Source organism: Rufibacter aurantiacus (assembly GCF_017916345.1).
GTDB classification, from domain to species: Bacteria; Bacteroidota; Bacteroidia; order Cytophagales; family Hymenobacteraceae; genus Nibribacter; species Nibribacter roseolus.
The window spans coordinates 940,704-966,874 of the sequence record NZ_JAFMSV010000001.1 but is presented as its reverse complement, the minus strand read 5'-3'; the positions used below and the strand labels follow the sequence as shown (position 1 = coordinate 966,874).

The following is a 26,171-nucleotide window of genomic DNA, read 5'->3' as shown; positions in this document are numbered from 1 at the left end:
CACCTCCGTTTTTGGCATATTTTGCTTAAAACAGGCCAAAAACGGTTTTTATTGTGCGGCTTGGGAAAAATATAGACCTGTGCCTACACCAGGAGTTTGTGCATGCGGCAGATATTGGTTGACCCCTTCACACTGTATTCTACCTTGTCCATGATCCGGTTCACCAAGGCCACGCCCACGCCCCCCTTTTTACCCGCCTTTATGTTGTCATGGATGTTAGGCGCTTTGTAGTTGGCCTGCACAAAGGGGGTGCCGTTGTCTTCCAGCTCAAAAACAATCTCCCGGTCATCATACCTGATGGTGAGGCAGAGATTCTTCTGGCTGTCTTCCTTGTTGGAGTGGATGATCAGGTTGGCGCAGATCTCGTCTACGGCCAGGATGATCTGGTTTAACGTGATCTCAGACAAGTGGACAGGAGAGAGGGTATCCGTCACAAAGGTGCGGATAATTTTAAGGTTCTTCCTGTCACAACTGACCCGGATCTTATTAGTCATTGGCAATGGTCACGGCTTCTTCATAGGAAGAGACGATGGTCATGAGCAGGTCCAGCCCCAAAATCTCGAACACGTTACGTACTTTCTCCTGCATGTTGAAGAAAATAAGCTTGATCTGAGCATCTTCAAAACGCTGCAAGTGCGAGATGAACACGCCTAAACCGGCCGAGGAAATGTAGTTGAGGTTTTTGCAGTCCACCAGGATCTTGCCAAACATCATGATGCTGGGATTGGAGAGCTCTTCGTCCAATAACACGGAGGAGCTGGCGTCTAACTCACCATCTAAACTGATGGTGATGGTGTTGTCTGTGATAGTATGTTTTATTTTCATCGTGCTTCTTTACGAATCATCTAATTAATAGGTTGACGCGGTTTGAACTTGATCACAAGCAGGGTTTGGTCATCATAGAGGATATCATTGCTGAAGTCGCTGACATCGTTGATGATAGCGCTTTTGATGTCCTCGGCCTCTAAATGATATGTCTGGGAAAGCATGTATTTCAGGCGCTCCTCGCCGTACTCCTCCTGGCGGGAGTTACGGGCCTCCACAATGCCATCGGTGTAAATCACCATCACATCGCCGGGGTTATAGTCATAGTGCAGCCGGTGGATGCGCTTGGCGTAAGAGGCGTCCCTGATAATGCCCAAACCCAATCCCTCTGTCTGGAAATAGAACGTATCTTCTATCATAGAGTTGTAGTAAAGGGTATGGCAATGGCCCGCCCGGGCAAATGAAACGCCTTGCATCTCATAATCAATGATATACAGAGATGACGTGATAAAGGAGGTGCGTTCCAGGCAGCGGCTCAGGGCGCTGTTGGCCTGGATCATAAACTCATCCGGCAGCAAGTCCTGCTGCATGAGGCCGTGGAAAATGCCTTTCATCTGCGCCATGTGGAAGGCCGCCGAGATCCCTTTCCCAGATACGTCGCCTATGATGATGGCGATGCGGGATTTGCTCAGTTGCAGGTAATCATAGAAGTCGCCGCCCACTTCCTTTGCCGCCTGAGCATAGGTGCTGATCTCAAACCAGGTATCGGTGGGGAATTTCTTGGGGTTGAGGCGGTCCTGCACCAGGCTCGCGATCTTGAGCTCCTCTTTGTAGCGCTCATTCTGCAAGGATTCCTGCATGAGCCGCAGGTTCTCAATGGTCAATACCGTCTGGTTCGCGAACGACTGCACCACACTGATGGAGTCTGGGTCAAAGCCCTGTTCTACTTCCAGCAGCAAGTATAGCACGCCGTAGCGCCGTTTGGCCGACACTAGCGGCACCACCAGTAGGGAGTTGTAAAGGTTGGGCAGGCTTTTGAACTCGGGCAGCAGGTTCAGGTCGCCGTTCACGTACACGCTGTCAGGGGTTGAACTATCCTGCTCCTGCACGTTTTCCATCAAGGCCTTTACTGCCTCCTGCACCTGGGTGTCAATGGGGTTGCCGGTAAATTCAGAGGTGTCAACGTGGGTGGTCTCGTTTATTTCCAGCCAGGCGGCATCTGCCCCGGTGGCTTTCACGGCACTCTCAAACAGCATTTTGTACACCTCATCCTCGCTCTGGCCCTGCTGAATGGTATGGCTCAGGCGCTGGAAGCTTAGTAAGTCGGCGTTTCTCTGCTCAAAAACCCGGGACGTGGGTAAACTGAACAGGGCCACCAGCAAAGACACCAGGGCGTACAGAAACGCGAAAGCCAGGGTCAGCAGGATGAACGGGTTGTCTGTATAGTCCACTTCCAGCTCTGGGGAATCGGCGTAGACGAACAGGAAGTTGGCGAACAGCACCCCAGAGGCCAGCACCGCCGTGAGCAGGAAAATACAGCTCCATTTCTTGTCAAGGGTGAGGAAAGCCACCCAGCGCTGGTGCACGCTCATGTACAGGCTGTAGGCAAGCAAAAGGCCCAGGTCCAGGATAAGGAAAACGTGGCTCATGTACTGCACGTTGAGCAGGGGCACCAAAAGGCTGAGATAGACCAAAATCTCAAACCACTTCCACTGGCTCTGGACATCCTTGGTTTTGTGGTAGAGGATGAACTGCCGCCAGGTGTAGAAAGCCTTGCCCAGAAAATACACCAGAAACCCAAAGAAAACCTGGTAGAAGATATCCAGCAGGTAAGGGCTGTTCACCCAATATTGGTTCAGCCCTGGGTACCCTATGTGGAGGAGCAGGCAGACGTACGCGCCCAGGCCGCCTTTCACAAACAGGCCCCAAAGCGGAGAAGTGAACTCGGCGCTCCGCTGGATTGGCACGTGCGTGCGCTGGTGCAGGAAAACGGAAAGGATGAACACCACCGACAGCACGTTGTTCAGGTACGGGGTAGCCGCGTTGGCTTCGCCCATAAACCCTTGCCGGGCCAAAAACAACACATTCACCAATAGCAAGACCCAGCTTACACTTCCGGTTAAAAAGCACAACTGTTTAATGGTTTTGTCTTGGGGCATTGGAGAGATTGCCTGCGGGTGATGGTTATGTGATGGCTGTGGGTGAATACGAGAATTTCTTAAAAGTAACTAAAAAAAACTTATGTTCTTCATGCAGCACTTTTGCCATATTTCCGGGGTGAATGCATCCGGCTGAAAGACAAAAGGTTGCCTTTGAATAAAGGAAATAGATAATTCAGCATAGAGTAAATCTATATAGGAAACGCTAAATCTAAGACAATGATTCACCAGAAGACGGCAGGATGAAAGGTTTATGACTGCCTATTTTGTTATTTGGGTATAAAATATTGATTTTTAAGCGATTGCTCGAAAAGTCTGGTGAAGAGAATATTGGAAAAACAGGAGCCGGGAAAGCTTCCGGAGAGGAGGAAGGCAAGCTAGTCTCTGGAATAAGCTAAAGATTGCCGGAGGGGTAAAGCCTTTGATTGGTTTATGGACTTTTCCATTCTGCGTATATCATCCCTTTTAACGAGAGCTCAAATCCTAAACTGCACAATGCAAGTTTTGCAGCAGCAGATAGTGATTGGTAAGAGGGAAGAAGCGCGTCTTGGTAGATAATGCACTTGCGCCAATGGACAGGCTTTCAACTTCAAGGGAAAATCTGTTTTAAGGGGGGCTCTTAAAAACAGGCCGTAAACAGAATTACTCTTTTCATGTGTAACCCGTCCTCCCTAAACGAATTTTGCTCTGCCCAAACGAATGGACAGAGCAAAACAGAAAAGATGTATTAATTGCCGGAGAGGCTTTTCTACAGGTTAACGGCTGTAGTTAGGAGCCTCGCGGGTGATCTGAACGTCATGCGGATGGCTTTCGCGGAGACCGGCGCCGGTGATCTTCACCATCTTTGCTTTCTTAAGGGTGTCAATGTCCGGGGCGCCGCAGTAGCCCATCCCGGCTTTGAGGCCGCCCACCAGTTGGTACAGCACCTCACCAGCCAGGCCTTTGTACGGCACGCGGCCCACAATACCTTCAGGCACCAGTTTCTTCACGTCGTCCTCGGCATCCTGGAAATAGCGGTCTTTGGAGCCTTCGCCCATGGCCTCAATGGAGCCCATGCCGCGGTAGGTCTTGAACTTACGACCTTCGTAGATCTGCATGTCGCCGGGAGCTTCCTCGGTGCCGGCTAGTAAGGAACCTATCATGATGGTACTGGCGCCACCGGCGATGGCTTTCACTAGGTCGCCGGAGAACTTGATCCCGCCATCGGCGATGACCGGTACGCCGGTTCCCTCCAGGCCTTTCACCGCCTCAATCACGGCGGAAAGCTGCGGAACGCCAATCCCGGCGATGATGCGGGTGGTACAGATGGAGCCAGGGCCAACGCCCACTTTCACGGCATCGGCGCCGGAGTCTGCCAGGGCGCGGGCACCTTCGGCGGTAGCCACGTTGCCGGCAATGAGGTCCACATTAGGGAAAGCGTCTTTGATTCTGCGCACCGCGTCCATCACGCCTTTGGAGTGGCCGTGGGCGGTGTCTACGCTGATGACGTCTACGCCGGCTTCCACTAGGGCGCCTACGCGGTCCAGTACGTCTGGGGTAACCCCAACGGCAGCGCCTACGCGCAACCGGCCGAACTCGTCTTTGCAGGCGTAGGGGCGATGCTTTCTCTTGAGGATGTCTTTGTAGGTGATGAGGCCCACTAACACGCCTTTTTCGTCAATGACCGGCAGTTTCTCTATTTTATATTCCTGGAGGATGTCCTCGGCCTTGTCCAGTTCAATGCCTCTGGGGGCGGTGACCAGACGGTCTTTGGTCATGATCTCGGAAACCTTCACGGAGTAGTTCTTCTCGAACCGGAGGTCGCGGTTGGTGATGATGCCCACCAGTTTCTTGTCTTCAGACACAATGGGAATACCTCCTATGCGGTGCTCCTTCATGATCTGAACAGCCTCACCCAAAGTGGCGTGCTCATCCAGCGTTACCGGGTCCAGGATCATGCCGCTTTCAGAGCGTTTCACCTTGCGCACCTGCTCGGCTTGCTGTTTGATGCTCATGTTTTTGTGGATGAAGCCTATTCCGCCTTCCTGCGCCATGGCAATGGCCATGTCTGCCTCGGTCACGGTATCCATGGCCGCCGACACAATAGGAATGTTCACCCGGATGTTGCGGGTAAGCTGGGTGGAAGTATTAGTATCTTTTGGGAGTACCTCTGAGTAGGCGGGTAATAGCAGAACGTCGTCGTAAGTCAGGGCTTCGAACAACAGATTGGGAGCGTGAAACTGCATGGCAAATAGCGTATATGGTATTTGCCACGTAAAATTAAGGGAAAAGTTGAATATCCTAGTGTGTGACGGAAAACTTTCTTTCAGGCAGGGGCCGTTTTGTGCCTTATTCCCTGAAAAGAGGCCAAAAGCGGTATGGTTTAGTATACCGGAAAAGCCGGGTCTACTTCCTCAGCCCAGGCATGCACACCGCCTTTAAGATTCAGCAGGTTGGTGAAGCCGTGACGCTGCTGAAGGAACATAAGGGCCTGGGCACTCCGGAAACCATGGTGGCAAATGAGCACCGTGGGAATCTCTTTGTCCAGGGTAGGGGCGGCTTTGGGAATGTCAGCGAGCGGGATCAGTTCGCCACCCAGATTGCAGATGGCCCATTCTGCCGGTTCGCGCACATCAATGAGCTGTAACGGTTCCTGGCGGTCTAAACGTTCTTTCAGTTGCTGGGGCGTAATCTCTGGGAGCATGCGTCAAAGATAGGGCTAAATAATTTGGCAATAATATCCGCCCGGCACGTAAACCAACCGGAAGGCTTCTATTTTTGTGCACTTTACATTAAAGACCGTCCGCGTTTAAGGCTCATTTCCCGGAAAGCAGGCCTTAAACGGTGACGATGGCAAAGACTCTTTATGGAACTTCTCTCCCCAAGCCAATGGGATTTGGCAACTGTTACCGAGATTGTGGGCGTGATCACGGGTTTGCTGTGCGTTTGGCTGGCCGCCCGGCAGAACATCTGGACCTTCCCCATAGCGCTCATCAGTGTAATGCTGTACATCGTGATTTTCTATGAGGCCCGGCTCTACGCCGATATGGGCTTGCAGGTGATGTTTGCGGGGCTCAACTTCTACGGCTGGTACATGTGGCTGTACAAAGGAAACCAACGTGAGGAGCGGCCGGTCTCCCGCATGACCTCCCGGCAGTGGATGTGGCTGTTGCTGTTTGTGCCCTTGTTCACCCTGGGCTTAGGCACCTACCTGCACACCAACACCGACGCCGACCTGGCTTACTGGGATGCCGCCACCACGGCGGTGAGCCTGGGTGCCCAGTGGCTCATGAGCCGGAAGAAACTGGAGAACTGGCTTATCTGGCTTGTGGTGGACGCCGTGTACGTGCCCATCTATCTGTACAAAGAACTCTACCCAACGGCCGTGTTGTACTTCCTGTACCTGGCGCTGGCGTGGTGGGGCTACGTAGACTGGAAGAAAGACCTGCAGCGGACTCAGGAGGAGAAGGTGCCCTCGCCGTTCATGGGGTGAGCGGACGGTTTCTAAGGTTATTTTGCCTGAATAGCAAAAAAATCACATTTTCATTTGCTTATGTAAGTTTTTTCCTCCTACATTTGGTCTATCTATCATCTGAGTCCCCATGATGCAATTATTTATCCGGTACCTGTTTGTGCTTATCGCTACCCTTCCGGTAGTAGGTGGGCAGGCGTGTGCCGCATCAATGGGCGAAGCAGTGGTAGAAAGCCCCTCCCAGCATTTTGAAGCTTGCCTTCGGGCTGCTGCTTCTGAGGAACTGCTTTTCGTCTTTAAACAGGCGGTAGTGAATGAGTCTTTTTCTGAGGAAGAGACAGTTACGCATGCACCCGGGTTTGATTCTCCAGTGGGCGAACCAGCCTCAGCCTTCTTCTCTGGTTTATCTTTTACGCAGTGGCCATCGGCTTCGGACCGGGAGTATGGTTCAGCGGTTGCTACGGCAGCGCATCTGCCGCTCTACATGCGGTACCACAGTTACAGGCTATAGGCCAAAATCCTTTCTTTTTACTGATACCCGTTGCGTGCTTCTAAAGAGCTCTGCCCGGAAAAATTATATCCAGGTTAATCTGTTTTCTTTGGGTTTACCCATCTGAGGTCGGTGTAATTTAGGTTAAATGCCTTTACCGCTTGCGCTCCCATGAGAGTTTCTGTGCTAGATTTCATTTCCTCTGAAAGCAGTCCTGAGCTCATGTAAATAAACCTTTAATCCGCAGGCGAACCGCACTCAACATCCAGAAGGCAGCCATCACCAGCACTGCAACAGTTTTAGCGGTTAAGGAAGGATTTTCATCATTAAGCATTTATCGTTTAGGGCCTGTTTTGCGAAAAGCAGGTCTTATACGGAAAGAAACAGAGGTTGGTGGGAGCCGGAGCTATGGGGATACTCCCGCAGGTGCAATGTCATCTGCCCCGCTAACCTCTCATGAACTAAGCCCCGCTGCCAGAAAAGAAAGCACGCGGAAACAGAGCCAGGTCCATGAGAGGAGAACTAGTTAAGTCTGTCATGGTATCTTCTTCATGAGGCCAGACTGTTTTCGCTTGCTTTTTCAGGGCGTAAGTCCCAGCACCTGCAGAAGGATAGATCTGGATACCAGAAGGCCCAAATTCGTTAAGGTGCAGTGGCAGGAGTTGCATTGGAAGCAGCAGTTTTGCGGCTGTTTTCTGCAATCGGGCCTAAAGCTGGGCTTAAAAGTTTTACCCTTGCCGCCGGGGAAAAGGCGGCTATTTAGATAGTATCTGCAGAAAACCCGGGGCCATTGGCCTCGGGTTTTCTTTTTGGCTCAGGGCGGCGGCTTTCCAGTTAAAAGGTGTTTTAAAGAAAATACCCTAAAAAAGGGAAAAGGAGAACGGCTGCTTAGGCTAATGTTTCTGGGAAGGTGATCTCCAGGGAATGGCGGTCTTTCTGCACGTGGTATTTTACATCCCAGGCGTAGAGATGGCAAATGGTGCGCACAATGGCCAGGCCCAAACCCAAGGAGGAAGAGGAGGCGTCTGCTTTGCTGAACCGCTCAAACAGCAGTGACGGCGCGTAGGGCAGCGGCTTGCCGGAGTTGGAGATTAGTAGCCTGTTCTTCTGCACCTCAATGGAGATGAAACCTTGCGGGTTGTTGTGCTTAATGGCGTTGCTGAGCAGGTTGGAGAGCAGGACGTCTACCAGCGCAGGGTTGGCCGAGACCCTGAGGGCAGCCACTTCTTCCAAAGTCACCTGCAGCTCTTTTTCCAGGATAAAGTCTTCCAGCAAGTCAAGTTGCCGGCGCAGGAAAGCAGTCACGCAGATGGCCTCGGTGTGGATGAACTGTCGGTTCTCAATTTTGGTGAGCAGCAGCAGCGTCTGGTTTAGTTTGGAGAGTTTCTGCACGGCCGCGCCAGCAGTCTGGATGTGACGCGCCTGCAGTTCACTTAAGGCAGGGTCCTGCAGCAGTTCGTCCAGCTTGTTCTGCAAAACGGCCAGTGGGGTCTGCATCTCATGCGAGGCGTTCTCAGAGAATTCTTTTAGGGCCAGGTAATCCAGGCGGGCCTTCTCCGTGAGCCGGGCCAGCGCGGTATGCATTTCCTGGAACTCCTGGATAGCCGATTCTTGTAGCTGCAGCGGGCCGGGTTGGTGTACCGAGAAGCTCTTCACCGTTTCCAGCGTATTATAGAAAGACTGCCATACCGTGCGGTGAATGCTGCGGTTCATCATGGTTAGGCACACCAGCAACAATCCCATTACCAGCACCAGAATGCAGCCAATGGTCATGATGTACTCTGAATGCTGCACCACCATCTGCCGGAGCACAATGGCGTAGGAGTGCCCGTTGATATTCCGGACGGAGCGTACTTGTCTAAAGGTTTCTTCCTCGCCTTCCACCTGGTCAAACATAGTGGTGTCTGTGATAGTGAGGCGTTGGGGCTGGTGTGCCGCAAGTTGGGTTACCTCCAGCACCGGAAACAATTTGGTGGGCGTCTGGCCACGGGTCAGTTGCCGGGCAATGCGCCGCTCGGTGTTCAGGAGCTGCTCTTCGGCTTCATAATCTATGTTAGCCGTCAGGAAGAAGTACAGCAGGATGCCCGCCACCAGAAACAACAGTGAGGAGAAGAAAATGTAGGTGCGGTTTAACTTCTGCAGGAGCCTCATGGAGCCGCGAATTTGTAGCCCACCCCGTACACTGTCTGTAGGTAATCTGTGCCCCCGGCCTGCACTATTTTGCGGCGTAGGTTCTTGATGTGGGTGTAGATAAAGTCAAAGTTATCGGCGGAGCCGGAGAGGTCCCCCCAGATGTGCTCGGCTATGTTCTCGCGGGAGAGCACGCGCTGCTTGTTCGTGAGGAAATAAAGCAACAGATCATACTCCTTTTTGGTGAGGTCCAGCGCCTGGCCGTGTACCCGGGCCACCATGGCATTGGGCACCACCTCAATCTCGTTGAACACCACTGAAGTGGAGCCGCTGAACTTGCGCCGCCGCAGGATAGCGTTGATCCGGGAGTTGAGCTCGGCCAGGAAAAAAGGCTTGGTGAGGTAGTCGTCCGCGCCTAGGTCCAGGCCGTTAAGTTTATCGTCTAAGGAGTTCTTGGCTGAGATGATGAGGATGCCGGTGTCTGGCTGCATTTTCTTGAGCTTGGGCACCAGGTACAGGCCGTTGCCGTCGGGGAGGGTGATGTCCAGGATGAGCAGGTCATACTGGTAGAGCATCAGTTTCTCCTCGGCGGCAGAAAAAGTGGGGGCCTCCTCGCACACGAAACCTTCTTTCTGAAGATAACTGGAAGTGGTGTTGAGCAGGTTGGCCTCGTCTTCTACAAGAAGTATTTTCATTTTCAGATCAAAACATCAAGCTACAACCCAATTCTGAAGAGATTCTGAAGCCAGTGGCGCGGCCGTTTTCTGGCCGATTTCCTAATTCTGGCAAAGAAATATAAGGTTAAGGCAAAATAAGGACTTTCAGAAGTCTGAGGTTCAGATGAGATGGTGTTATTCTGGCTCCAGTATTCCAAATTTCAATCAATTTCCTGTTGCAATTGTTTAAGACATAGAATGTTGCAGAGATGGTGGTAAAGGGCTGATATTATTTTCTTTTGGCACCTCAAAAACAGGATTCCTACAGATTCTCTTGCTTCCTTTAAGAATCAACGGAAGGGCTTGGGCGCCTGTTTTGTTTGGGGCCATTTTCTTGCCTCAGCGACCAGAACGGGCAGTGGTAGGAGCATTTGCTTTAAAGAGAAAAGTAGGTAAAATGGATAATTTAGAAGCACAAAGCCAGGAGGAAACCCGCGACGAGGTTTTCAAAGATGACATCAAGGAAGCCGCAGACTTTACTTTCAGCTCAAAGGTGGCCAAGGTGTTTGATGACATGGTAAGCCGATCTGTGCCGTTCTACGGCGAGATACAGCGCATGATTGCCGAACTGGCCGCCGACCACGCCCAGGAAAATACCAATGTCTATGACCTGGGCTGCTCCACGGGTACCACCATGATAGGCATGGATGCCATGATGGCCCCGGACATCAGGTTTGTGGGCGTGGACGATTCTGTAGATATGCTGGCCAAGTGCGATGCCAAACTGAAAGAGATGGGCGTGGTGCGGCCCTACAGTCTGGAACTGGCCAATCTGCAGGAAAATTTGGAGATCAGGAACGCCTCAGTGGTGGTGCTCTGCCTTACGCTGCAGTTCATCAGGCCCATCCACCGTGACAAGTTGGTGAAGAAAATCTATGACGGACTGGTGCCCGGCGGCGTGCTCCTTCTGGTAGAGAAAATCCTCACCGAGGACAGCATGTACAACCGTGATTTCATCAAGTACTACTACAACTACAAACGGCGCAACCACTACAGTGAGATGGAGATCTCGCAGAAGCGCGAGGCACTGGAAAACGTGCTCATTCCCTACAAACTCAGCGAGAACATCATGATGCTGCGCGAAGCCGGCTTTGCCCAATGCGAGGTGTTTTTCAAGTGGTACAATTTCTCCGGACTCATCGCAATCAAGAAGTAAATGGTTTCTATTGGTAATTTCTTTTTCAAGTACAGAAATGTGCTATTTATTTTTCTGTATTTGGCCTTGTTTATTCCCTCACCGGATATTTTCAGGCGGGAGCATTTTGGGGAGTATTATTACCTCTGGCCCATTAGTCTGGGGCTGGTAGTGACTGTAGCCGGACAGGCCATCAGGGGCGCCACCATTGGGTTGGCGTACATTATCAGGGGCGGGAGAGACAAGAAAGTGTACGCTGAGGAACTGGTGACCCAGGGTATTTTCAACCATTGCCGCAACCCTTTGTACGTGGGCAACATCCTCATGCTGGTGGGTGTGGGCATTCTCTCCAATTCTTTGCTGTACATGGCGGTGCTCATCCCGCTGTTTCTGTTCATTTACCAGGCCATTGTGCTGGCCGAGGAGAATTTCCTGCGCGGCAAGTTTGGGGCAGCGTTCAACGCGTACTGTGCCCGGGTGAACCGCTGGCTCATCAATCCCAACGGACTGGGAGAAACGTTCCATAGCATGGAGTTCAAGCCCAAACGCTGGCTTTTGAAAGAATACAACACCCAGTTTGTCTGGCTTCTGGGCATCACGCTCATTCTGCTGCTGTACTACCCACAGCTTACGGACTTTAACCCGCAACTCAGAAATATGCTATTGGCTTTCATTGTTCTGGGGTTGGCGACCGTGTACTTTACGGTGCGTTACCTCAAGAAATCTGGCCGGTGGGTAGCTGATTGAATATGCCTTCTCAACTGACTTTGAAGGGACGGTTATCAGGCTTGAAAAGAATCTGGCAGGTGCGGGGCGCCGCGGTTGCTTGGTGCCTTTTTTTAGCCTGAAATCATGAATTAAAGAAAAAAGTGCAGTTCAGGGCAACCCTTTGCTTTTTTCTAACGATATGCAGTAGGTTAATTTCTCATCCCAACCGTGAACCGTATATGAAAAACATAGTACGTATTTGGCTTGCCCTCACCATGTGCTTCGGCCTGACTAGTCATGAGCTGATGGCGCAGGAAGCAGATTCCCTTAAGAAGTACCAGACTCCGGTAGTTGCGCAAGATACCTTGAAAAAGTACCAAGACTCGGTGGCTACACCAGAGAAGAAGCCCTTTTTCAAATCTAAGGCTTTCAGAGCCACTATCATACCTTCTATTCTTATAGCGTATGGCATAAGCACCATAGGAGACCGGGGTATCTACAGTAGCATGGATGCAAAACGCGATATTCAGAAGCATTTTCCAAATTTCCATACCACCATTGACAACCCCTTGCTCATTGCGCCTTATGTAGAATTGGCGGCAGCCAACCTCTTCAACATAAAGTCTAACAACGATTTTCTGAACACCAGCATCCTGATCCTGAAGGCCGAGGCGATCTTCGGGCTCACCGTTTTCACGCTCAAGCAAACCACCAACCAGGTGCGGCCTAACGGGGAAAACGACCAATCAATGCCCTCGGGCCACACGGCCCAGGCCTTTTTGGCGGCTTCTATCCTCAACTCAGAGCTCAAGCATAAGAGCCCGTGGTACGGAATTGGGGCCTACACCATTGCCACCAGCGTGGGCGCTTTCCGGATGCTTAACAACAAGCACTGGCAGTCTGATGTGTTTGTGGGGGCGGGTATAGGCATGCTGTCCTCCCACTTAGCGTACCTGTCTCACCGGAACCGTTGGGGCCGGAAACCTTCCATTGTGCAGTTGTCGCCTACCTATATTTACGGGGTGCCGGGCTTCGCTTTCTCCATGAACCTGGACGATTATAAAAACCGGAAAAGAGACCAACAATATCAGGCCCTAATCAATTAGCGGGCTCGTCCAGAATTAAATTTCAAAATCCTAGTCCAGAAAACCCGCTGTTTTTGCAGTGGGTTTTCTGTTTTTCAGCATCACCTGCTTTGTTTTTAACCTCATTTCTGGAAAATAACCCGAAAACAACTAGGCTGATTGGGCGTAATCAGATTTTAGTTTTTGATTTGCACCCTTATCTAAATAAATCATCCGGGTTAGCCCGGCAATCCCCAACATCCCCAATATCCCCATGAAAAAATTATTCCCTGTACTTCTGCTCCTGCTCACGCTCAGCCTTTCAGAGGTTACCGCGCAGAACAACCGCCGCCATGATACCAATTACAACGGCTGGTTTATGTATTACGGCACGCACAAGCTCACCGATAAATGGAGCCTGCACACCGAGTTCCAGTTGCGGCGCTACCACGTGGTCTCAGATCCGCAGCAGGTGATGCCCCGCGTAGCCATGGTGTACAATCTGTCTGATCGCGCCTCCGTAGCGGCCGGGTACGCCTACGTACACACCTATCCGTACGGTGACAACCCCGCCGCCGATGACTTCCCTGAGCACCGCACGTATCAGCAATTGCAGTTGAAAGACCAGCAGGGCATTTTTGGTTTGCAGCACCGTTTTAGGTTAGAGCAGCGCTGGATCAAGTTTGCCGGTGCCGAAGACTACACCTACATGAACCGCGTGCGGTACCAGTTCCGCACCAATATTCCACTGGCGGGCCCAACGCTGGAAGACAAGGAATTCTACCTGGGCTTGTATGACGAGGTGTTTGTGAATTTCGGGCCCAACGTGACCAACAACATCTTTGACCAAAACCGCGCGTACGCCGCCCTGGGTTACCGTTTCCATAAAGACGCCACGCTGGAGGTTGGTTACATGCACCAGCACGTGGCCCAGCGCAACGGCGTATGGTTTGAAAATAACCACACCCTGCAGGTAGGCCTTACCTATAACCTAGATTTCCGGAAACAGACTACTGCCGCCCAATAAACCATCATCTTATCGCTGCCAACCCGGCTCCATCGTGAGTATCCCTTTCCTGAAATGAAGAGGGTTTAACCAGAGAAGGGTAGGCAAGCGTATATATTCTGTGCATTCATTTGAAAAACTTTCTGTTTCGGGGCCGATTTCTGAAAACCGGTCCCGAAACTGTTTACCCTAAAACGCAACAGTTTGGTAAAGATCGCGATCACCGGCCCGGAGAGCACCGGAAAGTCAACCTTGTCGGCGCAACTGGCGCAGCACTACAACGCGCCTTGGGTGCCCGAGTATGCCCGCACTTACCTGGACCAATTGGAAAGGCCCTACACCGCCCCCGACCTGGAGGCCATCGCCCGCGGGCAGCTGGCGCTCTGGCAAGCCGAGGAAGCCAAAAATCCGGAGCTGCTTTTCCTGGACACCGAGTTGCTGGTGCTCAAGATCTGGTCTGAGCATTCTTATGACATCTGCTCTTCCTTCATCCTGGAGAACCTGCGGCGGCAGAACGTAGACCTGTACCTGCTCCTGGATATAGACCTGCCCTGGACGCCAGATCCGCAACGCGAGCATCCGCACCTGCGCCAGTTTTTCCATGATTGGTACAAACGCGAGCTGGACCAGATGGGCGTGCCTTACGTAGAGATATCCGGCTCCGCCGAGGAGCGCCTCCAAAATGCCATAAAGGCGGTAGACAAGGTGCTTCATCCCTAACCCCAATCCTCACTATGAAAACTACCTTCCTGGAAAACGAATACGTGCGCGTGGGCGTGAAAACCGCAGGTGCCGAGCTATGCAGCCTGGTAAAGAAAGACGGAAACCGCGAGTACATCTGGCAAGCCAATGCTTCTTTCTGGAACCGCCACGCGCCGGTGCTTTTCCCAATTGTGGGCCGCCTGCCGCAAGACCAGTACCTGCACCAGGGTAAAACCTACAGTTTGCCTCAGCACGGGTTCGCCAGAGACCAGGTGTTTGAGTTGGTAGAGGAGGGGCAGGATAGGTTGGTGTATGAGCTGAAAGCCTCGGAAGAAAGCCGGAAAGTTTACCCCTTTGACTTTGTGTTGCGCATCCTTTACACCCTGCAGGACCAGACCGTGGAGGTGACCTGGCAGGTGCACCACGCTGGTGAGGGCGAGATGCTGTTCTCCATTGGGGCGCACCCGGCTTTCAACGTGCCCATGCAGGAGGGAGGCGCCTTTGAAGATTATTACCTGGAGTTCTCCCAACCTGAGTTATTATCGCGTTACCTGCTGGAAGATGGTACCGGGCTGCAGAACGGCCAGACCGAGCCCGTGCTGGACAACATGGCCGTGTTGCCGCTCCGCTACGAGCACTATGAGAAAGACGCCATGGTGTTCAAAGCGTTCAAGTCTGAGCGCGTGACCCTCAAAACCGACCGTCACCCACACTTCGTGCAGATGCAGTTCGCCAATTTCCCTTACCTGGGCATCTGGACCAAACGCGTGGGCGCGCCATTCCTGTGCATTGAGCCCTGGTACGGCATTGCAGGCACAGCCGGGGAGCCTATTGAACTCAGCGAAAAAGAAGGCATGCAGTCTTTGGGTACGAACGAAACCTTTGAAGCTTCCTATACCATCAGCGTAGGCTAGTCTGTTCCAGGGCTGTTTTTCTCAGAATAGGCTTGAAACGCTGGAAGCCCTGCTTCGCGATTTTGAAAGGTTGGAAACGGCTGGAAATGCAGGTAGCTTTGTGCCTGGCCGGCTGCCCAACAGAAAGCGGCCCGGTTTTATTCAAAGGCAAAGCAAAATGGAAGTAAAAGATAGCAACGGCACCCTGCTCAACGAGGGCGATTCTGTCACAGTAATCAAAGACCTGAAGGTGAAAGGGGCTCTTCCACCACCATCAAAAGAGGCACGGTAGTGAAAAAAATCAGGCTCACCGATGATGTCGAAGAGATTGAGGGCCGGGTGGAGCGAACCGTTATGGTCTTGAAAACGTGCTTCCTGAAGAAAGTATAGAAGAAACAGAAAAGGCGCCCATGGGCGCCTTTTCTGTTTCAAAAGCTTATTGCGGCGCTACGTTGCCCTGCTCATCCAGCGGGAGAAACGGGTTATAGGCTACTTCCCAAAGGTGCCCGTCTGGGTCAGAGAAATAGCCGCTGTAGCCGCCCCAGAACACCTTCTCGGGGTGTTTTACAATCGTGACGTTTTTGGATTGCAGTTCCTGGAAAAGCGCATCTACCTCCTCTTCGCTGCGTAGGTTATGCGCCAGGCTGAACCCTTTAAAGCCGGTTCCTTCAGCAGGAACATGGGCGTCTTTGGCCAGCTCCTCCGTGGGGAAAAGCGCCAATTGCAAACCATTGAGCTGGAAAAACGTGATGCCTTCCTGGCTGGCAGGGGTGCGTTCCCACCCGAAAACGGATTCATAGAACTGGGTGGCCGCCGCCACGCTGGATACACCTAAGGTGATCAGGGTGATTCTGGGTTGCATCTGTATAAAAGGGTTTATTGATATATAGGAAAGGATCGTTTACGGGCTGTTTTAACCAAAACACGCTTAAATCAGGAAGCGGGTAAGATGCCCAGTTGCTGCAGGAGTTTCCGGGTGACAGTCTTCCGGCAGGTGGCGAAATCCTCGTTTTGGGTCTGCACGTCTTTGTGCAGCCGGGTGGCGAAGAAGTAGACGTTGCCTTTGGTCTCCACGTAGCCCACATACCAGCCAATGTTTCTTCCGTTGTGGCTGGTCAGGCCGGTTTTGGCTCTGAGGGTGTATGCCGGTGTTTCTTCTGCCACCATCATCTGCTTCACTTTCTGGATGTTCTCCCTGGAGAAAGGCAGCCTCTCCTGGTAAAGCTTCTGCAGGAACTGGATTTGTGCCTTGGGTGAGATGGCAAAATCACCGTAGTTCCAGAAATCGGCGCCTTGGGCGCCGGAGAACTTGCCGTTGCCGTAGCCGCAGCGCTCTAGATGGTTGCGGTATTTGTCAAGGCCAATCTGCTGGGCCAGGCGCACATAGAACCAGACCGTTGAGTTGGTGAAGGCGTGCTTCATGTCCGTATCGGCGTTCCAGGCCGGCACGCTCCGCTGCTGACCATCCCATTTCAATACTTCATTTTCATCCCGTACCGCTTTCTCCTCCAGCAGAATAAGAGAATTCAGGATTTTGAAGGTGGAAGCCGGTAGGGTGGCCCGTTGCGCATCCTTTGGGTGGCTGTAAGTCCAGCGGTTCTGTATGAGGTCATACAAGGTAAAACTACCTTCCAGGCCGCAATCTTTAAACGGCTGCTGCAGGTTCTGACCAAAACCTAAGAAGGGTAGAAAAAGAAAATACAGACCAAAGGCAAACAGATGCTTCATAAAGTAAACTTGGCAGTTCAGATTTTCCTGCCAAGTTTACTTTAAATATCTGGTTCCGGGTAGATTGGGCTTCCTTTTCTTCTGGCAATGCCTTGCCTAGGCCTAAGCTTAGAAAGTTGTCTGCCGGCAGCTTTCTCCTTTTCATGAGTTTGCAGAAAACAATTGGCACGGCAGCAGGTTCTCAGGGTAAACAGGGTAAAAAGCCAGAGAATAGAAATTCTTGCGGGGAGGGGCAGGTGGGCTAAGTGCTGGGCTTTCTTGAAAATCGTAAATAAAAACTTACTTTTGTTTAAATATTGCAGATGTCTTCCTTTCCCTCTTTTTTGGTTCCCAACCCCAGTGCCATGCAGCGTGAAGCTAAAAACTCATTTGACAGAGTCTACTACGTAATAGAGCACAACCCTGAGCTGAACATCATAGACACCAAATGGTACGGGTATGCCTCTCAGAATGACCTGCGCAAGGCCTGCGAAATTGGGCTTGAGTTGCTGGAGCAAACCAAATGCCCCTACAAACTGAACGACAACAGTGAGCTGACCGGTCCCTGGGCCGATGCCGTAGCCTGGTTGGAAAAGGATTGGTTGCCCCGGGCCATGCAAGCCGGACTCCGTTATCTGGCCCACGTAGCCCACGAGCATTCTTATGGTGAAACCGCTGGTCAGGTTATGCAGGTGAGCAAAATAGGGCGCCAACTGGAGTTCTGTGCCTTCAACTCCCGTCCGGAGGCGCTGGCCTGGCTTAAAGCCTGTCAGCTAAAAGAGAGCAACTAAGCCGTTTAGCCCTAGCGTTTTTGCCTGCGTTTTTTAGAAAACAGAGCCTAAACATAAACACGCTTACCGCTGCCGGGCCATGGGCGCATCTGCCGTCTCGGTTTCTTCGTTCACCAGGAAGAGTGTGCGGGTAGGGTAGGCAAACTCAATGCCCCGGTTCTGGAACTCCTCATAGATCCTGAAGTTGATGTTCTGCTGAATGTCCATGTACTTGTTGTAGGAATCGCTTAGGACATAGTAAACCACCTCATAGTCCAGGCTAGAGTCACCGTAACTCATAAAGTGGGCGCGGTCAAACTCAACGGGGTCCTGTGCTTTCACAATGTCTTCCAGCAACCCGGGAATGATTTTCATGGTCTCCAGCGAGGTCTGGTAGGTGATTCCAAGCTTGAACACCACGCGTCGCCTAAGCATCTGTTTGTAGTTATGGATGCGTGATTTGGTCAAGTCACTGTTGGCAAATACCAGCAGCTCCCCCGAAAGGCTTTTCACCCGCGTGGTTTTGATACCTATATAATCCACGGTGCCGCTCTTATCGTCAATCACAATGAAGTCGCCGGTTTCAAAGGGGCGGTCAAAGAAAATCACGAAGTAGTTGAACACGTCACCCAGAATGTTCTGCGCGGCCAGCGCGATGGCGATACCCCCAATCCCCAGACCTGTGATAATGGTGGTCACGTTATAGCCCATGTTGTCAAACAGGAAGAGCAGGCCCACCATCCAGATCACCGCGTTGATGATGAGCATGAGGCCTCCCAACTGCTTAACCTTCTCCTCGCCGCGCTCTTGCTTTCTTACATAAGACCTGAGCAGCATGAGAATAGTGGTGGAGATCAGGCGCACAAACAGGAAAGTGATCACCATGGTGGTCACCACTCCCAGCACGTTCTGGGCTTTCTCTGATAAGGTAAGATAGCTGATGCCGGCGTGGATAACGGCAAAGTAGAGGGCCGGGAGCAGGAATCGGTCCACACCTTCCACCAGCAGATCGTCCAGGTGGGTTCTGGTGCCTTTGACCCATTTCCTGATTTTCCGGAAAAAGATGTGCTTCACGGACCTGAGGAGCAGCAACCCGATAATGATGACTCCTAAAGCGAAGAGATAATCAAAAACGCTGTTGTGGTAGTAGGTCTGGTTTAATAATCTGTTCATTTCTTCAGCTGGGGGTGCACGGCCGCCCAACTTACGCCAGGCCGCAGATAGTAAAACAATAACCAGGGTATACGTGCAACCCTCGGACAGTAGTTATACTAGGACCATGAACGCGCTGAGGCATTCCATCTCCAGAAGACTTGGGAATGGAGCGCCGTGCGATCTCAGAAAAGAAACAGATTACGGTTTGGTTTTGGCAGCCTGAGCAGCTTTGAGGTCGCAGTTTTCTTTGCGGCGGGTATCTGTGATGGTGAAGATTTTCCAGCCTTCGGGAGAGCGGTATAGTTGGAAGGCATCCACGCCGCAGTGGCTGAAGGTGTCTCCGGCATAAAAAGCATACTCGCACCAAAGGGTAGCCAGGTCTCCGTCAATGTTCACTTTCACATCCCAGATGCGCTCATCCAACACCTGCGGATGGGGCTGCGCAATCATCTGCACAAACTTGTCCATGGGTGTCTCGCGGGGCAGGACCTTGCCGTCTTTGCCGGCGCCTACTGAGAACAGCCGGGCATTGGGCGCCAATACCGAGCGGGACATGGTGCTGTCGCCGGCCCGCATGCCGTCAAAGAAACGCACCACGGCTGCCTCTACAGCTTTCGCATCGGCTGAGAGCTTAGCAGGCGTGGCTTTTTTAGTCTGGGCAAAAGCCGACCCGCTGAGCAGGAGGCAGAAAGAAAGCAAAAGGAGGGCGCGCATAGTGGGTCTGTGGTTATAGTAGGCTCTGTTTATAAAAGCAAAGGCCTTGAGAAGGCCAGAGCAAAATACGTTTTTCTTTTTATATAAGGATCAACCGGTCCTGGAGCAGGGCCCTGAGCTCGGGTGGCAGCCCGAAGTGCGTGTCCATGAAGTCATCCAGGATTTGGCGGGTATGCGGCGAGATCAGCCGCTGAATCTCCTCCATCGCCTCGCCGCTGATCATGTACGGCATGTAAGTGTATAAGAGGTCCTTGCCTTCGCACTGGGCGTAGATCTGGTATTCTTTGCAGGCTTCGCGGGGCGTACCCGTCACGATGCAGTGCGAGAGCCAGTTTTCCAGTTGTAAGGGGTTGGGTAAAGAAAGCAGGGCCTCGCGGCGGGCCACCAGGTCTACATGCTCAGAAAAATAGGCGTCAATCTTACTTCTGGACTCTACAGACAGCTCCTCCCGCATCTGCTGGGCACAAGGCACGCACATGGCATATTCCAGCACAGTATCCAACATGCCGTCCTGGGGATAAAAGCGCACTGCTTTTTCTACCAGGTAACTCACGCCGTCTTGCAGCAGGTGGCGCTCGCAGGCGATGCAGGTCTGGAACGGCTGCCCCGATGCTCCGCAGTGGAAATCGGGCGGAATGGGCTCAAATTCGTGGGTTAATTGAATAGAAGGTAAATCCATAACAGGAAAGATAAGCGCGGTTGACCCGCCTAAGATACTCTTTTAAGGGTTTGGGGTAAACACTGGGAGGCTGTTTTTAAGGTGTTTTTCAGAAACTGGGCCCGAAATGAGCATTGGCTAAGGGTTTATATAGAAGGACGATTGGTGCTGGTATGCTTATTGGCAGCTGGAAGAAAAGCCTGAAAGAATCAAGAGGAGCGACTGAAAAAAGGGGCCATAGTGTTCACGTCTGCAAAGCCAGTTTGAGGCTCGCGCCTCACTGAAGTTGAAAACTTCAGCCCATGGTAAGTCCAAGTTGAAAACTTAAACCAGAGAAACCAAAAATTTTGGTCAGGAAACCAAAGACTTGAATCAGGGCAAAACTTAATCAGAAAAATACTTGAACCAGGGGAATCAATGATCAGGGAACTACAGACAGAATGAAACAGCCTGAAATAAGGAAGGACAAAAAGATCGCTTTGTGCTAAAGGGAAACCTGTTTCGGGGCTAATAATCGGAAATCAGCCTCGAAACAGGTTTTGCAATTCTGCTTAAGCCAGGTACTCCTTAAGTCAGGTATTCTACGGAAGTGGTGGCGCGGGAACCGGCATTAAGGTCAATGGTGACACCCATTACTTTGAGGAACTCCCGGATAAAGGCGGGATGGCCGGGCCAGGCAGGGGAGGTGACCAGGTTGCCGTCTACCACGGCTTCGGTGGCGTCTACCGGAACAAAGGTGCCGCCGGCCAGACTCACTTCTGGCCCAACGGCCGGATAGGCGGTGAGGCGGCGTCCTTCCACCACGCGGGCAGCGGTCAGGATCTGGATGCCGTGGCAAACTGCGGCCAACGGTTTGTCTTTCTCCATGAAATGCTGCACCACCTCCAGCACGCGCTGGTTCAGGCGCAGGTACTCGGGCGCGCGGCCTCCGGCAATCACCAGTCCGGCGTAGTCCTCAGGGTTGACATCCGCGAAAGCGTAGTTGAGCTGGAAGTTATGGCCGGGTTTCTCGGTGTAGGTCTGGTCGCCCTCAAAATCATGGATGGCGGTTTTGATGGTGTCGCCTTTCTTTTTGCCGGGGCACACGGCGTGTACGTCATACCCCACCATGAGCAACATCTGGAAGGGAACCATGGTCTCGTAATCCTCGGCGAAATCGCCGGTGAGGAACAGGATTTTCTTTTTGTTTTCCATAGGATGATGCGTTAAGGATAAAAGAAAAACATTGCCGGTTCTGTTAACCGGCCAGTCAATTGGTGCTTCTACCAGCGGCTTGCTCTTATGAAGTTGCGGAGAATTAGGTTAATAGTCAATAAGTTATATGGGTTTGATGGCGTTTTCAGAGGTTCCGGGTTAAGATGTGATCCTTCTTAGCCTGCAGATGAATGGCTCCTCCCTTTCCGGGCGAAGGGAAATTTTAGCATCTTTGGCCTGGTAAATGACCTGTTCTATGAAACGTACTGCCCTGCTTTGCTTCCCTGTTTTTCTGTCGATGGCTTTGGCCGGTTGCTCCAGTAATCCCTACGCCGCTACCAACAAGGTCTATAAGAAGCAGGCGAAAGCCTTTGCCAAAGCCCTGCGCGCCACGCCGGTCACCAATCCCGGCGAGGATAGCCTCATGCAGGGTGACCAGTGGGTGGGTACCACCAACTTCAACCTCCGGAAACCCAACTTCGTGGTGATTCACCATACGGCGCAGAACTCTACGGAGCAGACGCTGAAGACCTTTACTTTAGCCAGAACCCAGGTGAGCGCACATTACGTGATTGGCCGCGACGGCAAGGTGTACCACATGCTCAGTGACTATCTGCGGGCCTGGCACGGCGGCGCGGGCAAGTGGGGTAACAACTCAGACCTCAACTCTTCCTCCATCGGGATTGAGCTGGACAACAACGGTTCTGAGCCCTTTGCCGAGGCACAGATCAACAGCCTCTTGCAGGTGCTGGCCATCCTGAAGAAAACCCACGGTATTCCGGCTGCCAACTTCATCGGGCACTCAGACATCGCGCCCAGCCGCAAGGTAGATCCCAATCCAACTTTCCCCTGGAAGAAGCTCGCCGAGGCCGGTTTTGGGATGTGGTACGATGAGGAGAAGGTGCGCAACTCGGTATTTGAATCCATTATCCCGCCTTACCAGGATTCCACGGCCGTAACCGCAGACAGTACGGCCCTGCCTAAAGACACCACCGCCGTGCCTGTCACCATAGCTCCTCCCGGACCAGTAGTGGTGGTAGACACTATTCCGCTTTCCTTCCAGCCCAAAGACGCCCTCCGCATCATTGGTTACGATGTTAAGAACCTGGACGCGGCCATCAAGGCTTTTAAGCTGCATTTCGTGCAGAAGGAAGTGAACGGCATCCTCACCGACGATGACAAAAAGGTGCTGTACCATCTCTATAAAAAGAGCCTGGAGTAAAAGCCTTAGCCTAAGTTGGAATAGGTCCGAGAATTAAGTCGGTTTTTATTCCTCTGATACTTGTAAAGAGGTAATGCAGAATTATCCTATCTTAAAGAGTCTCCTCGGTCTTTTCTCAGACAGACCGGAAGGTAAACCTTAGGACCAGCTTTGCTGGATTGGTCTGTCTGGGGGCATACCAAGGAGAGAGGGTAAAGGCCAAAGGGAAAGAAGGGAGCAGAATGCCTGTGTATCTGGGTATTGCGAAGGAGTTCCGGATTTCAACGCGTAGATTTGGTTCTGTGACTCATGGAGTTGCCGTTTTTGGCCTGTTTCTCAGAAAAGAGCGCCTAAACAAGTGCACAACTTCGGGAAAGCCAACACTTTCCCGTAACTTTGGGCGTTTTTGAGAAAGCGGGTTTTGCGCCCGTGAATAGCCGCATGCCAGAAATAAAGAAGATAAAACCCCCGCGTACCAAATACCATAAATGGATCAGAACCCTCTGGAAGACCTTCGTCTTCGGGGTATTGTTCATCGTCCTTTACTTTGTTGCCGTTGACCTGAACCTGTTGTACCTGTTTGGGGAATCACCGGGGCTGGACGACCTGGAGAACCCAAGAAACAACCTGCCTTCTGAGATCTATACGTCAGATGGTTTGCTGGTGGGCCGGTATTTCCGGGAGAACCGCGACCTAGTGCCGTATGACAGCATCGCACCCGTGATGGTGAAGGCGCTGGTGGCTACTGAGGATGAGCGTTTCTATGAGCACCAGGGCATTGACCCTATCTCGGTGCTGGCGGCTGTGAAAGACAACCTCAAAGGTGATTCCCGCGGGGCTTCCACACTTACCCAGCAGTTAGCCAAAAACCTCTATAAAACACGTACCAAGAATACCAAAGGCATTTTGGGGCACGTGCCGCTGGTGTCTACGGTGGTGGCCAAAACGAAGGAGTGGAATACCTCTATTAAATTAGAGCAGCGCTACACCAAAGACGAGATCCTGGGCATGTACTTGAATACCGTTGATTTCGGGAGCAACGCCTTCGGGATCAAGGTGGCCGCCAAGACCTTCTTCTCAACCACGCCAGACAAGCTGAAACCCGAGGAAGCCGCCATGCTGGTGGGTGTGCTGAAAGCGCCCACTACCTACAACCCGCGGTTCAACCCCAAGAACGCAGTGGCCCGCCGCAATGTGGTGCTGCAGCAGATGGCTCGTAACCAGGTAATCACCCAGGCCGAGGCAGATTCCCTGTCCCAGCTTCCAATTGAGCTGAAATACCACGTGGAACAGCACCTGGACGGAGTTCCGGCCTATTACCGGCAGGCGGTGAACGAGTTTGTGCGCAACTGGGCCGAGGAAAAGGAACTGGACATCTACGCTGATGGCCTCAAGATCTACCTCACCATTGACTCACGCATGCAGCGCCTGGCCGAGGAAGCCCTGCAGGAGAAGATGAAGACTTTGCAGAACCGGTTTGAAGGTCACTGGCGCGGGAAAAACCCGTGGGTAGATGACCAGAACAACGAGATCCCGGGCTTTATTGAGAATGCCATCAAGCGCACAGGCGTGTACGCGTCTTTGAAAGCCAAATACGAAGACGATACCGTTTCTATTAACCGGGAACTGAATACGCCCAAGAAAATGACGGTCTTCAGCTGGAAAGGGCCTAAAGAGATGACTATGAGTTCTATGGACTCGCTGCGGTATTACAAGCGTTTTCTGCGGGCCGGCATGATGACCATGGATCCTTTCACCGGGCACATCAAGGCCTGGGTGGGCGGTATTGACTATGAGAACTTTAAATACGATCACGTAAAGCAGGCCAAGCGCCAGCCGGGTTCCACGTTTAAGCCGTTTGTGTACGCGGCCGCCATTGACGGAGGTTACTCACCCTGCGACAGGATTCAAGACAAGCGGGTGACCATTAAATACGTGGAGAACGGCAAACCCATGGAGTGGACCCCGCATAACGCCAGCTACTCCATTTCCGGGCAGAACATGACTCTGCGCCATGCCATGGGCCGTTCCATCAATACGGTGACTGCCCAGCTGACCGAGGCCATTGGCTGGGAGACCGTCCGCAGGTTTGCCCGGCAGCTGGGAATCACGAGTCCGCTTGAAGCGGTGCCTTCCATTGGTTTGGGTTCATCAGACGTGAGCATCTATGAAATGGTGAACGCCTACAGCACTTTTGTGAACAACGGCTTCCTGAACAAACCCATGCTGGTGATGCGCATAGAAGACCGCAACGGCAATGTGGTGGAGCAGTTCAATCCGCAGCAGAAGCGGGTGATCTCAGAAGAGACCGCTTTTCTGATGGTGCACATGCTCAAAGGTACCATGGAAGAACCGGGCGGTACCTCACAGGCCCTTTGGGAGTACGACCTCTGGAAAAAAGGAAACCAGATTGGCGGTAAAACCGGAACCACCTCTAACCACTCAGACGGATGGTACATGGGCGTGACCAAAGACCTGGTGACAGGCGTTTGGGTAGGAGGGGAAGACCGCAGTATCCACTTCCGGACCTCGGCTACGGGCGAAGGCTCTAAAACCGCGCTGCCCATCTTTGGGCGGTTCATGGAGAAGGTGTACCGTGATTCTAACCTAGGAATTAAGCTGGGGACTTTCCCTAAACCTAAAGTGAAAATCAACAAGACTTATAACTGCATCACGCCAGCGCCTCCCCGCAGACCAAAAGTGGTAGATACCACTGCCGTAGACACCATGCTGGAGCAGTTGAATGATAGTATCTCCTCTCAGTTTTAAGCGGCCCTGGCTTAGGCTTTAGAAGACTTAAGGATAGAAGGCCGAAAGCCCCACAGGAAAGATAATGCACTTTCCTGTGGGGCTTTCGGCTTTAAGGCAGGTTTGGTGTCTGTAAAAGCTTTGTTTCTTCTATGGTGTCAAAAAGTTGTGTGCTGGTGCTTAGGCAAATGCTTCTGATCGTAAGCGATGCTGTTTTCTACTATCCGCGGCAGCCATTACCAAAGTACGGGTGGGAGGAAAAAATTACCTGCGACTGGTCAGATGAGAATCAAGCTAAAGGCAGGAGCAGTAAAGCCATAAGTCGTTTTTGCCTTGTTTTTGTTATTTCAGCTTGAAAACGCTTTTAGCCTCGTCTTCTGGGATAGTGAATTCTGTAGGTCTCTTCACGCGCTGGTTTGTAGCCCGACTCCTATTCCATCCACCTCTCCCAAACGAGTTAGCCTTTATCCTTCCTCAAGCCGTCAAGCCTTTTTGTTTTCTGATACAGAAGCTAAAAAGGCCTGCGAAAAGGTGTTGGTTTAACCTTATTAAAAGTCTTTAAAATACATAATTTTTGATTCTGCGTCCTTGGGCTGTAGTCTGCAAACCCTTGTAAAAAGCTGCTTTTAGGCCTATGTTTCTTATTGTCAATACTTTATATATATAATTAGTCTATATATTAAAATAATATAATTCTGAATAAAATTATAAAGCGCCTTTATGGTAATAGAGAGGTCTCATCTTCAAAGTATTAGCCTGCCTGAAAAGGTGCTTTTAAAATCCAAATTTCCCGGAAAATTAGTGG

At 51.8% G+C, this 26,171-nt stretch carries 27 protein-coding genes; 13 read left to right on the top strand and 14 right to left on the bottom strand.

The features are described from left to right. Nucleotides 1-83: 83 nt before the first annotated feature. From J3P34_RS03885 to J3P34_RS03865, 5 genes are all read right to left on the bottom strand, one after another. On the bottom strand, nt 84-494 hold the full coding sequence (locus J3P34_RS03885) for an ATP-binding protein (protein WP_210466479.1): 411 nt from the start codon (nt 492-494) through the stop codon (nt 84-86). Further along, nucleotides 487-825, bottom strand: coding sequence for an STAS domain-containing protein (locus tag J3P34_RS03880; protein ID WP_062544051.1), 339 nt, complete (start codon nt 823-825; stop codon nt 487-489). Before J3P34_RS03880 ends, J3P34_RS03885 begins: the two co-directional genes overlap by 8 nt. A gap of 20 nt (nt 826-845) precedes the next feature. Beyond that, nucleotides 846-2,924, bottom strand: a complete 2,079-nt coding sequence (locus J3P34_RS03875; RefSeq protein ID WP_210486499.1) for a PP2C family protein-serine/threonine phosphatase — start codon at nt 2,922-2,924, stop codon at nt 846-848. Nucleotides 2,925-3,679: 755 nt separating this feature from the next. Continuing rightward, nucleotides 3,680-5,149: an IMP dehydrogenase gene (guaB, locus tag J3P34_RS03870; RefSeq protein WP_210466477.1), complete on the bottom strand. Its 1,470-nt coding sequence runs from the start codon at nt 5,147-5,149 to the stop codon at nt 3,680-3,682. Between the two features lie 137 nt (nt 5,150-5,286). Further along, nucleotides 5,287-5,607, bottom strand: a complete 321-nt coding sequence (locus J3P34_RS03865; protein ID WP_210486498.1) for a rhodanese-like domain-containing protein — start codon at nt 5,605-5,607, stop codon at nt 5,287-5,289. Nucleotides 5,608-5,769: 162 nt separating this feature from the next. On the opposite strand from J3P34_RS03865, the gene pnuC reads away from it, so the two are divergent. Beyond that, nucleotides 5,770-6,396, top strand: coding sequence for a nicotinamide riboside transporter PnuC (gene pnuC / locus J3P34_RS03860; protein ID WP_210486497.1), 627 nt, complete (start codon nt 5,770-5,772; stop codon nt 6,394-6,396). Between the two features lie 109 nt (nt 6,397-6,505). Next, the gene (locus tag J3P34_RS03855; RefSeq protein ID WP_210486496.1) at nt 6,506-6,886 is read left to right on the top strand and encodes a hypothetical protein; all 381 of its coding nucleotides are present in this window, start codon (nt 6,506-6,508) and stop codon (nt 6,884-6,886) included. A gap of 867 nt (nt 6,887-7,753) precedes the next feature. Here the strand turns inward: J3P34_RS03855 and J3P34_RS03850 are convergent. Both J3P34_RS03850 and J3P34_RS03845 read right to left on the bottom strand, forming a co-directional pair. Continuing rightward, nucleotides 7,754-9,016 carry a sensor histidine kinase gene (locus J3P34_RS03850; protein ID WP_210486495.1) on the bottom strand — a complete coding sequence of 421 codons (1,263 nt, stop codon included), beginning with the start codon at nt 9,014-9,016 and terminating at the stop codon, nt 7,754-7,756. After that, on the bottom strand, nt 9,013-9,690 hold the full coding sequence (locus tag J3P34_RS03845) for a response regulator transcription factor (protein ID WP_210466472.1): 678 nt from the start codon (nt 9,688-9,690) through the stop codon (nt 9,013-9,015). Before J3P34_RS03845 ends, J3P34_RS03850 begins: the two co-directional genes overlap by 4 nt. A gap of 418 nt (nt 9,691-10,108) precedes the next feature. On the opposite strand from J3P34_RS03845, the gene cmoA reads away from it, so the two are divergent. The 8 genes from cmoA (at nt 10,109) to J3P34_RS22330 (ending at nt 15,609) form a co-directional block, all read left to right on the top strand. Further along, a complete protein-coding gene (gene cmoA, locus J3P34_RS03840; protein ID WP_210466471.1) occupies nt 10,109-10,867 on the top strand; it encodes a carboxy-S-adenosyl-L-methionine synthase CmoA in 759 nt (252 codons plus the stop codon). Between the two features lie 66 nt (nt 10,868-10,933). After that, the gene (locus J3P34_RS03835; RefSeq protein ID WP_246853524.1) at nt 10,934-11,593 is read left to right on the top strand and encodes a methyltransferase family protein; all 660 of its coding nucleotides are present in this window, start codon (nt 10,934-10,936) and stop codon (nt 11,591-11,593) included. A 200-nt stretch (nt 11,594-11,793) separates the two neighbouring features. Beyond that, a complete protein-coding gene (locus J3P34_RS03830; protein ID WP_210466469.1) occupies nt 11,794-12,660 on the top strand; it encodes a phosphatase PAP2 family protein in 867 nt (288 codons plus the stop codon). 232 nt (nt 12,661-12,892) lie between these two features. Further along, nucleotides 12,893-13,645: a DUF2490 domain-containing protein gene (locus tag J3P34_RS03825; protein ID WP_210486493.1), complete on the top strand. Its 753-nt coding sequence runs from the start codon at nt 12,893-12,895 to the stop codon at nt 13,643-13,645. A 183-nt stretch (nt 13,646-13,828) separates the two neighbouring features. Beyond that, nucleotides 13,829-14,344 (top strand): AAA family ATPase, encoded by a 516-nt coding sequence (locus J3P34_RS03820; RefSeq protein WP_210486492.1) that lies wholly within the window; start codon nt 13,829-13,831, stop codon nt 14,342-14,344. A gap of 14 nt (nt 14,345-14,358) precedes the next feature. Further along, a complete protein-coding gene (locus J3P34_RS03815; protein ID WP_210486491.1) occupies nt 14,359-15,240 on the top strand; it encodes an aldose 1-epimerase family protein in 882 nt (293 codons plus the stop codon). 157 nt (nt 15,241-15,397) lie between these two features. Next, nucleotides 15,398-15,511 (top strand): PhnA domain-containing protein, encoded by a 114-nt coding sequence (locus tag J3P34_RS22335; protein ID WP_345890332.1) that lies wholly within the window; start codon nt 15,398-15,400, stop codon nt 15,509-15,511. Further along, on the top strand, nt 15,511-15,609 hold the full coding sequence (locus J3P34_RS22330) for a PhnA domain-containing protein (protein WP_345890331.1): 99 nt from the start codon (nt 15,511-15,513) through the stop codon (nt 15,607-15,609). The genes J3P34_RS22335 and J3P34_RS22330 overlap by 1 nt, the downstream gene beginning before the upstream one ends. A 46-nt stretch (nt 15,610-15,655) precedes the next feature. Here J3P34_RS22330 and J3P34_RS03805 read toward each other — a convergent pair whose 3' ends face one another. The 3 genes from J3P34_RS03805 to J3P34_RS03795 all read right to left on the bottom strand — a co-directional run bounded on the left by J3P34_RS03805 (nt 15,656) and on the right by J3P34_RS03795 (nt 17,092). Further along, the gene (locus J3P34_RS03805; RefSeq protein WP_246853522.1) at nt 15,656-16,081 is read right to left on the bottom strand and encodes a VOC family protein; all 426 of its coding nucleotides are present in this window, start codon (nt 16,079-16,081) and stop codon (nt 15,656-15,658) included. 71 nt (nt 16,082-16,152) lie between these two features. After that, entirely contained in the window at nt 16,153-16,947 is a 795-nt protein-coding gene (gene blaOXA, locus J3P34_RS03800; protein WP_210486490.1) for a class D beta-lactamase, read from the bottom strand. Then, the gene (locus tag J3P34_RS03795) at nt 16,865-17,092 is read right to left on the bottom strand and encodes a hypothetical protein (protein WP_210486926.1); all 228 of its coding nucleotides are present in this window, start codon (nt 17,090-17,092) and stop codon (nt 16,865-16,867) included. Before J3P34_RS03795 ends, blaOXA begins: the two co-directional genes overlap by 83 nt. A gap of 199 nt (nt 17,093-17,291) precedes the next feature. Between J3P34_RS03795 and J3P34_RS03790 the strand changes: the two genes are divergently transcribed. After that, nucleotides 17,292-17,717, top strand: a complete 426-nt coding sequence (locus J3P34_RS03790) for a hypothetical protein (protein ID WP_210486489.1) — start codon at nt 17,292-17,294, stop codon at nt 17,715-17,717. 63 nt (nt 17,718-17,780) lie between these two features. On the opposite strand, the gene J3P34_RS03785 is transcribed toward J3P34_RS03790, so the two are convergent. The 4 genes from J3P34_RS03785 to J3P34_RS03770 form a co-directional block, all read right to left on the bottom strand. Further along, nucleotides 17,781-18,869 (bottom strand): mechanosensitive ion channel family protein, encoded by a 1,089-nt coding sequence (locus J3P34_RS03785; RefSeq protein ID WP_210466463.1) that lies wholly within the window; start codon nt 18,867-18,869, stop codon nt 17,781-17,783. A 180-nt stretch (nt 18,870-19,049) separates the two neighbouring features. After that, complete coding sequence (locus J3P34_RS03780) at nt 19,050-19,565, bottom strand: nuclear transport factor 2 family protein (protein WP_210486488.1); 516 nt, start codon at nt 19,563-19,565, stop codon at nt 19,050-19,052. A gap of 79 nt (nt 19,566-19,644) precedes the next feature. Continuing rightward, nucleotides 19,645-20,244, bottom strand: a complete 600-nt coding sequence (locus tag J3P34_RS03775; protein ID WP_210486487.1) for a hypothetical protein — start codon at nt 20,242-20,244, stop codon at nt 19,645-19,647. A 546-nt stretch (nt 20,245-20,790) separates the two neighbouring features. Beyond that, nucleotides 20,791-21,417, bottom strand: coding sequence for a DJ-1/PfpI family protein (locus J3P34_RS03770; RefSeq protein WP_210486486.1), 627 nt, complete (start codon nt 21,415-21,417; stop codon nt 20,791-20,793). A 256-nt stretch (nt 21,418-21,673) separates the two neighbouring features. Between J3P34_RS03770 and J3P34_RS03765 the strand changes: the two genes are divergently transcribed. Beyond that, the gene (locus J3P34_RS03765; RefSeq protein ID WP_246853520.1) at nt 21,674-22,639 is read left to right on the top strand and encodes an N-acetylmuramoyl-L-alanine amidase; all 966 of its coding nucleotides are present in this window, start codon (nt 21,674-21,676) and stop codon (nt 22,637-22,639) included. Between the two features lie 420 nt (nt 22,640-23,059). After that, the gene (locus J3P34_RS03760) at nt 23,060-25,387 is read left to right on the top strand and encodes a penicillin-binding protein 1A (RefSeq protein ID WP_210486485.1); all 2,328 of its coding nucleotides are present in this window, start codon (nt 23,060-23,062) and stop codon (nt 25,385-25,387) included. Nucleotides 25,388-26,171 lie beyond the last annotated feature (784 nt).

Bases quoted from the DNA above. Each gene is read 5' to 3' on its own strand.
- J3P34_RS03815 (WP_210486491.1), top strand. From the start codon at position 14,359: ATGAAAACTACCTTCCTGGAAAACGAATACGTGCGCGTGGGCGTGAAA.
- blaOXA (WP_210486490.1), bottom strand. From the start codon at position 16,947: ATGAAGCATCTGTTTGCCTTTGGTCTGTATTTTCTTTTTCTACCCTTC.
- J3P34_RS03850 (WP_210486495.1), bottom strand. From the start codon at position 9,016: ATGAGGCTCCTGCAGAAGTTAAACCGCACCTACATTTTCTTCTCCTCA.
- J3P34_RS03880 (WP_062544051.1), bottom strand. From the start codon at position 825: ATGAAAATAAAACATACTATCACAGACAACACCATCACCATCAGTTTA.
- J3P34_RS03780 (WP_210486488.1), bottom strand. From the start codon at position 19,565: ATGCGCGCCCTCCTTTTGCTTTCTTTCTGCCTCCTGCTCAGCGGGTCG.
- J3P34_RS03785 (WP_210466463.1), bottom strand. From the start codon at position 18,869: ATGAACAGATTATTAAACCAGACCTACTACCACAACAGCGTTTTTGAT.
- J3P34_RS03875 (WP_210486499.1), bottom strand. From the start codon at position 2,924: ATGCCCCAAGACAAAACCATTAAACAGTTGTGCTTTTTAACCGGAAGT.
- J3P34_RS03765 (WP_246853520.1), top strand. From the start codon at position 21,674: ATGAAACGTACTGCCCTGCTTTGCTTCCCTGTTTTTCTGTCGATGGCT.
- J3P34_RS03790 (WP_210486489.1), top strand. From the start codon at position 17,292: ATGCAGCGTGAAGCTAAAAACTCATTTGACAGAGTCTACTACGTAATA.
- J3P34_RS03825 (WP_210486493.1), top strand. From the start codon at position 12,893: ATGAAAAAATTATTCCCTGTACTTCTGCTCCTGCTCACGCTCAGCCTT.
- J3P34_RS03885 (WP_210466479.1), bottom strand. From the start codon at position 494: ATGACTAATAAGATCCGGGTCAGTTGTGACAGGAAGAACCTTAAAATT.
- J3P34_RS03855 (WP_210486496.1), top strand. From the start codon at position 6,506: ATGATGCAATTATTTATCCGGTACCTGTTTGTGCTTATCGCTACCCTT.
- J3P34_RS03760 (WP_210486485.1), top strand. From the start codon at position 23,060: ATGCCAGAAATAAAGAAGATAAAACCCCCGCGTACCAAATACCATAAA.
- J3P34_RS03805 (WP_246853522.1), bottom strand. From the start codon at position 16,081: ATGCAACCCAGAATCACCCTGATCACCTTAGGTGTATCCAGCGTGGCG.
- J3P34_RS22335 (WP_345890332.1), top strand. From the start codon at position 15,398: ATGGAAGTAAAAGATAGCAACGGCACCCTGCTCAACGAGGGCGATTCT.
- J3P34_RS03770 (WP_210486486.1), bottom strand. From the start codon at position 21,417: ATGGAAAACAAAAAGAAAATCCTGTTCCTCACCGGCGATTTCGCCGAG.
- guaB (WP_210466477.1), bottom strand. From the start codon at position 5,149: ATGCAGTTTCACGCTCCCAATCTGTTGTTCGAAGCCCTGACTTACGAC.
- J3P34_RS03795 (WP_210486926.1), bottom strand. From the start codon at position 17,092: ATGAAAAGGAGAAAGCTGCCGGCAGACAACTTTCTAAGCTTAGGCCTA.
- J3P34_RS03865 (WP_210486498.1), bottom strand. From the start codon at position 5,607: ATGCTCCCAGAGATTACGCCCCAGCAACTGAAAGAACGTTTAGACCGC.
- cmoA (WP_210466471.1), top strand. From the start codon at position 10,109: ATGGATAATTTAGAAGCACAAAGCCAGGAGGAAACCCGCGACGAGGTT.
- J3P34_RS03775 (WP_210486487.1), bottom strand. From the start codon at position 20,244: ATGGATTTACCTTCTATTCAATTAACCCACGAATTTGAGCCCATTCCG.
- J3P34_RS03830 (WP_210466469.1), top strand. From the start codon at position 11,794: ATGAAAAACATAGTACGTATTTGGCTTGCCCTCACCATGTGCTTCGGC.
- pnuC (WP_210486497.1), top strand. From the start codon at position 5,770: ATGGAACTTCTCTCCCCAAGCCAATGGGATTTGGCAACTGTTACCGAG.
- J3P34_RS03845 (WP_210466472.1), bottom strand. From the start codon at position 9,690: ATGAAAATACTTCTTGTAGAAGACGAGGCCAACCTGCTCAACACCACT.